General features: G+C 61.3%; 13 protein-coding genes and 1 pseudogene. 8 read left to right on the forward strand and 6 right to left on the reverse strand.

Going from position 1 to position 11703, the window contains the following annotated elements; all coding sequences use genetic code 11:
* Nucleotides 1-137 precede the first annotated feature (137 nt).
* The gene (locus JN524_RS22845) at nt 138-1079 is read left to right on the forward strand and encodes a class I SAM-dependent methyltransferase (RefSeq protein ID WP_202370802.1); all 942 of its coding nucleotides are present in this window, start codon (nt 138-140) and stop codon (nt 1077-1079) included.
* A gap of 50 nt (nt 1080-1129) precedes the next feature.
* On the opposite strand, the gene JN524_RS22850 is transcribed toward JN524_RS22845, so the two are convergent.
* Complete coding sequence (locus tag JN524_RS22850) at nt 1130-1909, reverse strand: LuxR C-terminal-related transcriptional regulator (RefSeq protein WP_202370803.1); 780 nt, start codon at nt 1907-1909, stop codon at nt 1130-1132.
* A gap of 111 nt (nt 1910-2020) precedes the next feature.
* Here JN524_RS22850 and JN524_RS22855 point away from each other — a divergent pair, with 111 nt between their 5' ends.
* The gene (locus JN524_RS22855) at nt 2021-3136 is read left to right on the forward strand and encodes a polyamine ABC transporter substrate-binding protein (protein ID WP_202370804.1); all 1116 of its coding nucleotides are present in this window, start codon (nt 2021-2023) and stop codon (nt 3134-3136) included.
* Nucleotides 3137-3310: 174 nt separating this feature from the next.
* Nucleotides 3311-4429 (forward strand): DmpA family aminopeptidase, encoded by a 1119-nt coding sequence (locus tag JN524_RS22860; RefSeq protein ID WP_202370805.1) that lies wholly within the window; start codon nt 3311-3313, stop codon nt 4427-4429.
* Between the two features lie 93 nt (nt 4430-4522).
* Here the strand turns inward: JN524_RS22860 and JN524_RS22865 are convergent, their stop codons facing one another.
* A complete protein-coding gene (locus JN524_RS22865) occupies nt 4523-5110 on the reverse strand; it encodes an NAD(P)H-dependent oxidoreductase (RefSeq protein ID WP_202370806.1) in 588 nt (195 codons plus the stop codon).
* An 86-nt stretch (nt 5111-5196) separates the two neighbouring features.
* Between JN524_RS22865 and JN524_RS22870 the strand changes: the two genes are divergently transcribed.
* On the forward strand, nt 5197-5835 hold the full coding sequence (locus JN524_RS22870; protein WP_202370807.1) for a TetR/AcrR family transcriptional regulator: 639 nt from the start codon (nt 5197-5199) through the stop codon (nt 5833-5835).
* Nucleotides 5836-6027: 192 nt separating this feature from the next.
* Here the strand turns inward: JN524_RS22870 and JN524_RS22875 are convergent, their stop codons facing one another.
* Nucleotides 6028-6714 carry a GNAT family N-acetyltransferase gene (locus JN524_RS22875; RefSeq protein ID WP_202370808.1) on the reverse strand — a complete coding sequence of 229 codons (687 nt, stop codon included), beginning with the start codon at nt 6712-6714 and terminating at the stop codon, nt 6028-6030.
* 256 nt (nt 6715-6970) lie between these two features.
* On the opposite strand from JN524_RS22875, the gene JN524_RS22880 reads away from it, so the two are divergent.
* The gene (locus JN524_RS22880; RefSeq protein WP_047295047.1) at nt 6971-7294 is read left to right on the forward strand and encodes a YXWGXW repeat-containing protein; all 324 of its coding nucleotides are present in this window, start codon (nt 6971-6973) and stop codon (nt 7292-7294) included.
* Between the two features lie 41 nt (nt 7295-7335).
* Entirely contained in the window at nt 7336-7548 is a 213-nt protein-coding gene (locus tag JN524_RS22885) for a YXWGXW repeat-containing protein (RefSeq protein WP_202370809.1), read from the forward strand.
* Between the two features lie 15 nt (nt 7549-7563).
* On the opposite strand, the gene JN524_RS22890 is transcribed toward JN524_RS22885, so the two are convergent.
* The 3 genes from JN524_RS22890 to JN524_RS22900 all read right to left on the reverse strand — a co-directional run bounded on the left by JN524_RS22890 (nt 7564) and on the right by JN524_RS22900 (nt 10683).
* Entirely contained in the window at nt 7564-8124 is a 561-nt protein-coding gene (locus JN524_RS22890) for a YceI family protein (RefSeq protein WP_202370810.1), read from the reverse strand.
* Nucleotides 8125-8216: 92 nt separating this feature from the next.
* Nucleotides 8217-9212, reverse strand: coding sequence for an acyltransferase family protein (locus JN524_RS22895; RefSeq protein ID WP_202370811.1), 996 nt, complete (start codon nt 9210-9212; stop codon nt 8217-8219).
* Between the two features lie 112 nt (nt 9213-9324).
* Nucleotides 9325-10683: an MATE family efflux transporter gene (locus JN524_RS22900; protein WP_202370812.1), complete on the reverse strand. Its 1359-nt coding sequence runs from the start codon at nt 10681-10683 to the stop codon at nt 9325-9327.
* Nucleotides 10684-10809: 126 nt separating this feature from the next.
* Here JN524_RS22900 and JN524_RS22905 point away from each other — a divergent pair, with 126 nt between their 5' ends.
* Both JN524_RS22905 and JN524_RS22910 read left to right on the forward strand, forming a co-directional pair.
* Nucleotides 10810-11379 carry a chorismate mutase gene (locus tag JN524_RS22905; RefSeq protein ID WP_202370813.1) on the forward strand — a complete coding sequence of 190 codons (570 nt, stop codon included), beginning with the start codon at nt 10810-10812 and terminating at the stop codon, nt 11377-11379.
* A 124-nt stretch (nt 11380-11503) separates the two neighbouring features.
* Nucleotides 11504-11703 (forward strand): annotated as a pseudogene (locus tag JN524_RS22910) (hypothetical protein); the annotation flags it as partial.

Consider the following 11703-nt stretch of genomic DNA (forward strand, 5'->3'; position numbering starts at 1 on the left):
TGAGCAGCGCGCCCTGTATAAATTCATTTTTGATACAGGTCTTTTCTTAACAGTGGTCAATGGCCTTGGCTGACGGGCGTTCGCCAGGCAGGTTTTGTGGTTAAAATGCCGGCCCTTTTGCTTGCTGACCATGACTGATGAACCCTGAAGCCCTCGCCACCCTCCGCGCCCACTTGTTGCCTGCACTGGCGGCCGCACCGAGCGAAACCCGTCGCCTGTTCCATGGCCGCGGACGTTGCTGGCCGGGGCTGGAACAACTGACGGTGGACTGGCTGCAAGGCGTGGTGCTGGTCTCACTGTTCAAAGAACCTGTGCCTGAGCAACTCGAAGCGCTCAAGCAATTGCTGCTCGACATCAGCACCTCGGCCGAGTGGCAACAGTCCGGCGCCTACACGTTGCTGGTGCAACATCGTTACCTGCCGCAGAGCACCGCCGAATGGTTGCTGGGGGATGAAATCGACGAGATGAGCATCGTCGAGGGCGGCTTGCACTACCGCGTCGATCTCGGCCGCAAGCAGAACGCCGGGCTGTTTCTCGACATGCGCTATGGGCGCAACTGGGTGCGTGAGCAGGCTGCAGGCAAACGCGTGCTGAACCTGTTCGCCTACACCTGCGGGTTTTCCGTGGCGGCCATCGAAGGCGGCGCCAGCCATGTGGTCAACCTCGACATGTCCCGCGCCGCACTGAGCCGTGGTCGTGACAATCACCGGCTGAACGGGCATGACCTGAGCAAGGTGAGTTTCCTCGGCCACGACCTGTTCAAGTCGTGGGGCAAGGTGATCAACAGCGGCCCGTACGACCTGGTGATCATCGACCCGCCATCGTTCCAGAAAGGCAGTTTTCTGCTGACCAAGGATTACCAGCGCGTATTGCGTCGTTTACCGGAATTGCTCACGGCAGACGGCACGGTGCTGGCGTGCATGAATGATCCGTCGTTCGGTTCGGACTTTTTGATCGATGGCGTGACGCAAGAGGCGCCGAGTCTGCGCTTCGAGCAGCGGCTGGAGAATCCGCCGGAATTTCCGGATATTGATCCTGAGAGCGGCCTGAAGGCGCTCGTCTTCAAACGCCTCGACTGACACACCGCTATCGCGAGCAGGCTCACTCCTACAGGGGGACTTGTGGTGGATCAGGCAGTCGGCGGGCGCAACACCAGCGCAAACAACTCGCCATGCCCGTTCACATTGAGCTTGTGATAGAGATTGCGCCGATGCACCTTCACCGTCTCCGGCGAAATGCCCATCTGCTGGGCGATGGCCTTGCTGGAGAAACCCTGCAGGATAAGGCGCGCGGTGTCGACCTCACGGGCGGTCAGGCGCGCATCGAAGCGATCAAGCAGCGTTGCCAGATCTCCCGCCACCGGCTCGGTGCCGGTCCCTTGCGGCGGTAACAGCTGCACATGACGGCGCATCGCCGCCAGTACCCAGTCGCGCACACACAGCAGACGACCCTGCTCGGCCAGATCGAAAGTCGTCGAGCGCCCGAGTGACAGGCCAAGCACCCCGCCCTCGATGTTGATCATGAACTGCAACTCGTCCTCACCGACCACCGAGCGAAAGTAGCTCTGGTAATACTCGCTGTGCAAAAACTGGTCCGGCGCTACCGAGGCCAGGCTGTGCAGACCATCGACAATCCCGGTCGAGGCGGTTTGGTAGAACGGATCGAGCAGGTACATCCCGGCGCTGTAGCTGGCCAGTTCTTCCTGTTCATCGGCGCGGCCCTTGCTGTCGAAGTCGATCAGCAATTGCGGTGCCTGCCCCGCCTTCATCAGCGCCACCAGCGCGTTGTCCAGCGGCACCAGCAGGCGCAGCGTGTCGACCAGCGCGCGCCAGAAAGCGTCCTGGCCGACGGCGGCAAACACCCGCGCCAGACTTTGATGCACCGGCAACTCCTGCAACAACGCGTCCACGCTCTACCCCTTTTGAGTAACCCATGATGGGAATGGGTCAGGCACGCCCGCCCCGATAGGCTGAGCACTCCTGTCAATCACCGGCCTGCCGCAGGCCAGGAGTGCCGCATCATGCGTTGTCGTCGTGGCTATATCAACCGGGGCATCAACCTTGGCCTGCTCGCCTGTTTTGGCGTCGCATCCGTCGCCAGTGCCGCCGACGCACCGAGCGTGCACGTCTACAACTGGTACGACTACATCGGCCCCACGACGTTGGCTGACTTCAAGCGCGACAGCGGCATTCAACCGGTTTACGACACGTTCGACAGCGCCGAAGTGCTCGAAGGCAAACTGCTGACCAGCCGCAGCGGTTACGACGTGGTGGTGGCGAGCAACTTCAGCCTGCCGACGCTGATCAAGGCCGGTGCCCTTGCCCCGCTGCCGCGCGATCAACTGCCGGGCTGGAACAATCTGGACAGCGATCTGCTGAGCAAACTGGCCAACAATGATCCCGGCAATCAATACGCCGTGCCGTATCTGTGGGGCACCAACGGTATCGGCTACAACGTCGACAAAGTGCGCGCCGCACTCGGCGACAAGGCGCCGCTGGATTCGTGGGATCTGGTGTTCAAGGAAGAGAACCTCGCCAAGCTCGGCCAGTGCGGGGTGGCGATGCTCGACTCGCCATCGGAAATGCTCCCGGTCGCCCTGCACTACTTGGGCTTGCCGCCCAACAGCACCAATCCCGAGGACTATCAGAAAGCCGAAGCGCTGCTGCTCAAATTGCGCCCGCACATCGCCTACTTCAACTCGTCGAAATTCATCAGCGACCTGTCCAACGGCAACATCTGCGTAGCGGTGGGCTGGTCCGGGGCGATGCTCGAAGCCAAAACCAACGCCGAACAGGCGAACAACGGCGTGAAGATCGCCTACAGCCTGCCCAAGGAAGGCGCGCCAGTGTGGTTCGACACGCTGGTGCTGCTCAAGGATGCGCCGAACCGCGCTCAGGGTCTGGCGTTTATCGACTACCTGCTGCGCCCGGAAGTGATCGCGCCGGTCAGTGATCACCTGTCGTACCCCAACGGCAACCGCGCCGCGAAGCCACTGGTGGCTGCGGCCACCCGGGATAACCCGGCGGTGTATCCGTCGGCCGCGGCGATGGCCACGTTGTACACCCTGGAACCGCTGCCCAAAGGCACCGAACGCGTGCGTACGCGGGTGTGGAGCAAGGTCAAGAACGGCCAGTAATCCCACCTGAAAGACACCACAAAACCTGTGGGAGCGTGGCTTGCCCGCGATGACGGTGTGTCAGGCAACACATGCATTGGCTGGACGGACGCCTTCGCGGGCAAGCCACGCTCCCACAGGGTTTTGTGTTCAGCCCCGCTCATTCATTTCTGCCTTGTTATAGAGAGACAAACCATGAAACCCCGTGCCCGTGACCTCAACATCCGCATCGGCCAACTGCAACCCGGCCCGCTCAATGCCATCACCGACGTCCCCGGCGTGCGCGTCGGCCACAGTAACGTGCGTGGTCGCAGCGACAGCGGACGTGACATCTGCACTGGCGTCACGGTGATCGAACCGCGTCGTGGCTCGACCAACCAGCAACCGTGTTTCGCCGGGGTGCATGTGCTCAATGGCAATGGCGATGCCACCGGCCTTGAGTGGATTCGCGAGGCCGGGCTGCTGACCAGTCCCATCGCCTTCACCAACACCCACAGCCTCGGCGTCGTGCGCGATGCGTTGATTGCGCTGGATCGCCAACAGCAACCGGACGACGGGCGCCTCTACTGGAACATGCCGGTGGTACTGGAAACCTTCGATGGCTTGCTCAACGACATCAACGGTTTTCACGTCAAACCCGAGCATGTCGCCGAGGCAATGAATTCTGCGCATGCCGGTGCCGTTGAAGAAGGCGCCGTCGGTGGCGGCAGCGGCATGATCTGCCATGAATTCAAGGGCGGCATCGGCAGCGCGTCACGCCGTTTGAGCAGCGCTCAGGGCGGCTGGACGGTGGGCGCGATCGTCCAGGCCAACCACGGCATTCGCAGCGAGTTGCGGGTCGACGGTTATCCGGTGGGCCGTTACATGGAACAGGTGGATTCGCCGTTCCTGCGGGCTTCGCTGCCGCATCCGGGCATGGGTTCGATCGTGGTCTGCCTGGCCACCGACGCGCCACTGCTGCCGCATCAATGCACGCGCCTGGCACAGCGCGCCAGCCTCGGTCTGGCGCGCAGCGGCGGTGGCAACGAAGACCACAGCGGCGACATCTTCATCGCCTTCGCCACCGGCAACGATCACGTGCCGCCCGCCGCCTACGAGGGCAAAGGCGCGCCGACCTGCGACGGCTTGCGCATGGTCAACAACGACCACATCAGCGAGCTGTTCCTTGCCGCCACCGAAGCGGTCGAAGAAGCGATCATCAACGCCCTGCTCGCCAGCGAGAGCACCGAGGGCAATGGACATGCGGTGCAAGGGCTGGATTCAGAAACGCTGCTCGCCGCCCTCGCCAAGGCTGGCTGGCCCGGCGCCCGCTGACCTGTAGGAGCTGCGGCACGCTGCGATCTTTTGATCTTGCTTTAAAAAAATCAAAAGATCGCAGCCTTCGGTAGCTCTTACAGGAGGTGCGACTCAGGTGAACATCTGGGCACCGATGTGCCGTGCCGTCTGCAGATGCTCCTGCGGATCACGCACCTCCGATTCCACCATCAGCGTCGAACTGACCACCGTTGCCCCGCTGTAATCGAAAATCCCGTGCTCGATCTGCGCCTTCATCGCCGGCCCGTAACCGTGGCGCTCGTAGGCGCGCTCATCCGCGCCGGCAAGGCCGACCAGATGCACGCGCAGGCGCTGCAGTTTTTTCACATGCTTGAGGTCGCCAGCGAAATCAAACGCCCAACCATTGCTGAACACCCGGTCAATCCAGCCCTTGAGCAGTGCCGGCATCGACCACCAGTACACCGGGAATACCAGCACCAGCGCGTCGGCCCGATCAATCCGTGCCTGCTGCGCCAGCACGTCGGCTGGCGGCCGCGCTTCACGGTGATGCACGGCGAAATCCGCCGCGCCGAACACCGGCTGAAACCCCTCGGCGTACAGATCAGCGATCTCATAGGTATTGGCCGAATCGGCCCGGGTCAAACCTTGGGCAATCTGCGTCGCCACGCTGTGGGTCAACGAACGCGGCTCGTGATGCGCCACAACAATCAATGCACGCATGGGAATTCTCCTGTAAGTTTGCGCTGACCAAGGACTATGTACTCTTGGTAAGTTACGAACAGTAAGTTACGTTTGGTATATTAGCGATGTCAACCACTGAAATGATCGAAGCCGATTCCCCTGCCCAACCGCGCCGTCGCCTGTCGCGCGATGATCGCAATCGCCAGTTACTCGATGTCGCCTGGCAGGTCATTCGCGCCGAGGGCACCGAGGCGCTGACTCTGGGTTATCTGGCGGAGAAGGCCGGGGTGACCAAACCGGTGGTCTACGACCACTTCACCACTCGCTCGGGTCTGCTCGCGGCGCTGTACCGGGATTTCGATACGCGCCAGACCGCAGTGATGGACGCCGCCATCGATAGTTGCCCGCCGACGCTGATTGATACCGCCAAGGTAATCGCCACGGCGTACGTCGATTGCGTCCTGTTGCAGGGCAACGAGATTCCGGGGGTGATTGCAGCGCTGGGCAGCACGCCGGAGCTGGAGAAGATAAAGCGCGATTACGAGGTGATCTTCCTCGAAAAGTGCCGCAGTGTGCTGCAACCGCTGGCTGCTGGCGGGAAAATCACCCAGGCCGGTTTGCGCGCGATGCTCGGTGCCGCCGAGGCGTTGTCGAATGCTGCCGCCAGCGCTGAAATCAGTGCCGCGCAAGCGAAGGACGAATTGTTCGCCACCATCATCGCGATGGTGGAACGGGCCGCCGCCCGTGCGACTAGCGGTACTTGAGTCGGCCCCCGCGCGTTCCCATGATGAAGGTACGCAGGCGCTTCACTCCTGAGCGACTGCGTAGGGAACGGGTGTTCTGAACCCCAAATCAAGCCTGTTCCCTGTTTCATGCGCAGCTTGAGCCTCATGGGCTCTACTTCTCCCCATCAAAGAGCCTTGAGGCTCTTTTTTTGTCCGTTTTTTGTCGCTGACTCAGTGCAACGTCAGCCGCTGACGCACGAATTCTTCAGTGTGTCGGGTGACCTGATCCAGATGCCGGTCCCGCTGTTTCTCGGCATCGAGCATCGCGCGCTTGCCGTTTTTCTGCAGCAGGTAGGTGTGGATCTGCTGCACTTCCAGCGAGCGATAGATCGGCGTGGTATCGATAAAACCGCGCAGACCGTTGCTGCGGTAATGGCGGGTGCTCATCAGCACCTGGGTTTCGCGCGCGCCGATCACCTCGAAACCCAGCGCCTCGAAGTACGGCACTTTGCCGACACTGCAGGTCAGCTCGGCGTGCGGATAACGGCTGACCATCTCGCCGATCATCGCCCGGGCCACACCCTGGCGCCGATAGCCTTCGCGCACGGCCATGTAGGCGACGCTGCACGCTTCCCAATCGCCTTGCACCGGCAGGTACAAGAGGAAACCGGTGACCCGCTCCGGGTCGTCCTCGGCCGTCGCCACCAGCAACTCCACCTCGGTGCCCTTCTCGCCATTCAGCGCCTCCAGATACAGATGCACCTCATAGCCGACCGCGTACTGATAGACGTTGTACAGCAGATTGCTCGGGCCAAGACCGACCGCGCTGATGTCGGTGAGGTAATCGACTACCAGTTGCAGAATCTGGCTGTTGACGCTTTCGGGGCATGGGGATTTGTAGTGGGTGATGCGTGACATGACAGCTGAACTCCGGCGGAAAACCGCGACATCATACCCCGTCCCGACGCCCGCTTTATGTAGGAGCTGCCGCAGGCTGCGATCTTTTGATCTTGTGTCTAAAAAACCAAAAGATCGCAGCCTTCGGCAGCTCCTACAGGGAGGATGGTGGTTGACCTGAAGAAAATTTCATCCTGCGCGGACCGGATCTTTCACCGATTTGGCGTCCAATTCTTCAACTGCGTTCACTTTTTCACGCAGGCCTTGAGGAGTTGTCATGAGCGTTTTGCGTTCACTGTTCAAATGGCGAAAAACCCTGCTGCTGGTGCCGATGACGCTGGCGGCGCTGGCCAGCGCGCCAGTGTTTGCCCAGCAGGTGGTGATTGTTCAGCAAGCCCCACCGCCGATGCGCATGGAAGTGATGCCCGGCGCGCGTCCCGGCTATGTCTGGGATCAGGGCCACTGGCGCTGGGAAGGCCGCGGTTATGTGTGGATGCCCGGCCACTGGCAACCGGTGCGCCATGGTGCGCACTGGCGGCCGGGGCACTGGCAGGCACGCGGGCCGAACTGGTTCTGGGTTGAAGGGCGCTGGGTGCGCTGATTGGCCATTGACCTGCACACTTCTTCTATAAGGAACACCCCATGTTCAGAAGCGCTAAAGCCTTGCTCGTCGTCGCACTGGCGGCGATTACCCTGTCCGGCTGCATCGTCGAGCCGGTCCGGCCGCATCGACCGCCGCCACCAGTTGAAGTCGTGCCGGTCATGCCAGCACCCGGTTATCACTGGGTCGCCGGTCACTATCGTTGGGATGGACGTGAGTGGCGCTGGGCACCGGGACACTGGCGCGCGTATTGATTGCCAGCGGTGGCGTCACTGTTGTGGCGCCACCACCTTGAAGGTGATGGCAATATCGTTGGATACCACGGTGTCCGCCCACTCCCCCGCACCAAGTCCGAATTCGTTGCGCTTGAGCACCAGTTCGCCGTCGAAAATGCCGATCGCGCTGTCCGGTTTCAGTTCGACCGGCACCTGCACCTCGCGGGTGATGCCTTTGACGGTGAGCTGGCCAGCGACCAGATATTGATTGTCTGCCACGCGGGTAAACCGGCTGGATACGAACACCGCTTCGGGAAAGCGCTGGGTATCGAACCACGCCGGCTTTACCAGCTCGGTATTGGCGTCGTCGCTGCCGGCATTGATGCTGGCCAGGTCAATGTGCAACGTGGTGTGGGCGTTGGCGAGGTTGTCGCTGTCGAACTGCAGCGTCGCGTCGAACTTGCCGAAGGTGCCATAAACCTGATTGCCGAATTGCTTGTAAATGAAGCTTATCTTGCTGGCGGTAGTGTTGACGCGATTGTATTCAGCGGCCTGCGCGCAGGTCATGACGCACAGGCCGGTGAACAGTGCCACAGCGGTGAATCGAGCACGCATTGGATTCTCCGGACAGGGCAAACCTTCGAGGCCTCGATTGACTTAAGCAAACAACCGGCGGTTGCGCCATGTCATCTGTCCGCCGAATTGGCTCAGGCAATCGTCTCGGCGCGCTGGGTTTGAACGCTCTGCCGCTGCCCGCGACGCAGGCGATGACGCAGCTTCAGCGCCGGGCGTTCGACGCAGTAGTAGGAAACTCCGCTCAGCGCAAAGGCCAGCACCAGCACCGCCACCACGATCTGGGCGTCGTAGGCAACCGGCCAGAAACCGCGCAAAAAGTACATCACCACAAAGTGATTGAGGAACACCCCGTAACTGATGTTGCCGAGAAACTCGTCAACCCGGTGATATTTGAATCGAGTCAGCAGATACACCGCAGGGATGCCCAACGCGATACCCAGGGTCACCTCCGCGTTGAACGGGCGACGTTCGATCAGCCCTGCCATGATCGCGACGAAGAGCAACCCTGCCAGCACCGCCGTACCGGCGGCGATCGCCAGGCCTTTGGCCTGAGGCCGGTACAGGTAACTGCCGCACAGGAAGATGAAAAGTACACCGGGCAGCAACCGGTAACCGTAGATATCGGTGTTGAGATAACCCAGACACGCCAGCATGAAAATGCCGACCGAGAGCACAAATGCAGCGCCCCGCAGCTTGAAAATCAGCAGGAACGGGATCACCAGGTAGAAACACATCTCCAGGCCGAGCGACCAGGCCGGGGGGACGATTTCGGTTCCCGCCACTCCGAACATGTAAAAGCCGAGCGGCAGCATTAGCACGCTGCTGGCGATTGTTTTAAGCGTCAGTTCCGCCGCCTGAGGGGTACCGGGCAGAAGGAAATGGATCACCGTGCAAGAGAGGACGAAGTAGAACAGGAACTGCGGGTACAACCGCAAGGCCCTGTCCATGTAGAACAGCCCGATTTTCCCGGGGGCACTGTAGTTGCGCTCGATCAGCGAGGTCATGACAAAACCGCTGATGATCAGAAAGGAGATGACCGCGACCACTCCCGGGTTGAACCCTGCAACTGTTTTGCCCATATGAGAAACGGCGACCAGAACGGCCAGCAACAGACGAAAAGCTCCCATCGATACCCTCAAGCGTCCTTATCGTTATGGCGGGTAAGCTACGATGCTTTGGTCGACAATGCCAGCGAGACAAAAAAGGGCCGCCCCAAAGGATGGCCCTGTCTTAATCCCGTCAGACCAGCCGCTCGATCTTCTGATGCTGCCAGACCAGTTTGTAATACAGCGTCTGCAACACCAGCATGCCCAGATATGCCACCGGAAACGCCATCCACACCCCCTGCAAACCGTACTGACCGTCCAGCCAGTAAGCCGCCGGCAACTGCACGCCGACCACGCAGACAATCGCGATAACGACTGGCACCAGCACCGTTCCGCTGGCGCGCATGATGCCGCCGATGATCGCCTGGAAGCCAAACACCAGCAGGCTCCACAGCATGATGTGCAGCAAGTGCTCAGCCATCGCCCGGGTCGAATCTTCGGTCAGAAACAATCCCAGCAACCAGTGCGACAACAGGTAACCGAGCACGATCAGGCCACCGGTGAGGCACACGTTGATCAACAGCCCGGTGCGCAGGATCGCTCCCAGACGCTGCAGCTGCCCGGCACCGATAGCCTGGGCGCCAAGGATCGACGCGGTGATGGCAATCGACAGCGCCGGAAACTGCACGTAGTTGACGATCTGCGTCACCGCGCCATAGGCCGCCGTCGCCTGCGAGCCGTGCTGGTTGACCAGCGCCAGAATCACCAGCTCTGACAGCGACAACACGATCATCTGCACCCCGGTCGGCAGGCCGATGCGCAGCACCTTGCCGAGGATCGCCGCATCCAGCCGCAGTGCCGCGAAGAACTCGCGGTCCGGCGCCAGCGGATGGTGCTTGCGAATCAGCCGCCAGGCCAGCCACGCCATTGCCGACAGGTTACCGGCAAGACCGGCGAAGGCAGCGCTCTGGATGCCCAGCTGGGGCAAACCGAACCAGCCACGGATCAACGCCGGGGTCAGCGCCAGCCCGACCGAGGTCGACACGATCAGCGCCAACAGTGGCGACACGGTGTCGCTGACCCCGCGCAGCAATTGCGTGAACAGCACAAACACCAGCATCGACGGCAGAATCCACATCATCACGTGCGCATACGCCACCGCATCGTCCAGCACATCCGCCGGCGTCCCCAGCCCTTGCAAGGCCTGTCGTGCAAACACGCTGCCCAACACCGCCGCGAGCAAGCCGATCAACACCCCCAGCAACAGCGTTGCCCCGGCGATCGCCTTGACCATGTGCGCCTCACGTGCGCCCCACGCCTGGCCGATCAACACCCCGGCGCCCGCGCCCAGGCCAATCACCAGGGCGATGAAGAAAAAGATGATCGGAAACATCCCCGACACCGCCGCCAGCGCCTGCGTACCGAGCATTTGCCCGATGTAGATGCTGTTGACCGTGCCCGACATCGATTGCAGGAAGTTGGACAGCACCATCGGCGCGAGGAACAGCAGGTAGGTTTGCCAGAGGGGTTTGCTGGTGGCAGGGGTTTGCATTGAGGATCCGTCTCGGGGTGGGAGATGCGATGGATATTACGCTAGATGGACGGGTTAAAGTCGGTCGACATCGCCTCTGCTCAAGGCTTAAATGTCGGCACTATTTTCCGTGGAACGCACCTGCCCATGACCCTGTTGCGAAATGCCCTGACCTGTTCCCTGCTGGTGGTTTTCAGCCACCTTGCTGGCGCCGCCGAAGCCACTGCCCCCGCCGAATCATTGCGTCCCTTGCTGACAACCTTGAATGAGCGCCTGACCATCGGCGACCTGGTGGCGCTGACCAAATGGGACAGCGGCAAGCCGATTCAGGACAGCCCGCGCGAAGCCCAGGTCATCACCAATGCCCGCACCCTGGCGACCGAACACCAGCTCGACCCCGAAGACGTGGCCCAATTGATCGCTGCACAAATGGAGGCGAACAAACTGGTGCAGTACGGATTGCTCGCGCAATGGCAGGCGGCCGGTGCGGCGCCGGACACCCCGCGACCGGATCTGGCGAAGCAGATTCGCCCACGCCTGGACGAGCTGCAAACCCGCCTGCTGCAACAGTACGCCGACTTCGCGCCGCATCGCCACGACCCGAATTGCCCGGTCTGGCTGGCCAAGGCCCGGCAGGGTCTGACCCACGATGCACTGCATGATCTGGCCCTGATCCGCGCCACCGGAGAGCTGTGCATTCGGGCACAGAAGCTCTAGATCAGCAGTTGCGGCACACATCGCTGGCGTCGATAGTCACCATCACGTCAATGAAGTTCTCATAAAAAATCCGCGGCGTAACATCGGCTCCATACCAACCCAATACACCCCGGAGCACACGATCATGAAACGCCAAACCATCCTCGGCATCGCTTTCTCGGTACTTGCAGTCAACGCTTTTGCAGCAACACCCGCTCATACCCTGGTCGCTGAAGGCGGCTCGGACAAGCTGATTGAAAGCCGTTTGGCGGAAGGTGGTTCTGATCGTCTGCAAGAACGCCGCGTGGCCGAAGGTGGCTCGGATCGTCTGCAAGAACGCCGCGT

This window comes from Pseudomonas sp. MWU318, assembly GCF_016756945.1.
In the GTDB taxonomy this organism is placed as follows: domain Bacteria; phylum Pseudomonadota; class Gammaproteobacteria; order Pseudomonadales; family Pseudomonadaceae; genus Aquipseudomonas; species Aquipseudomonas putida_A.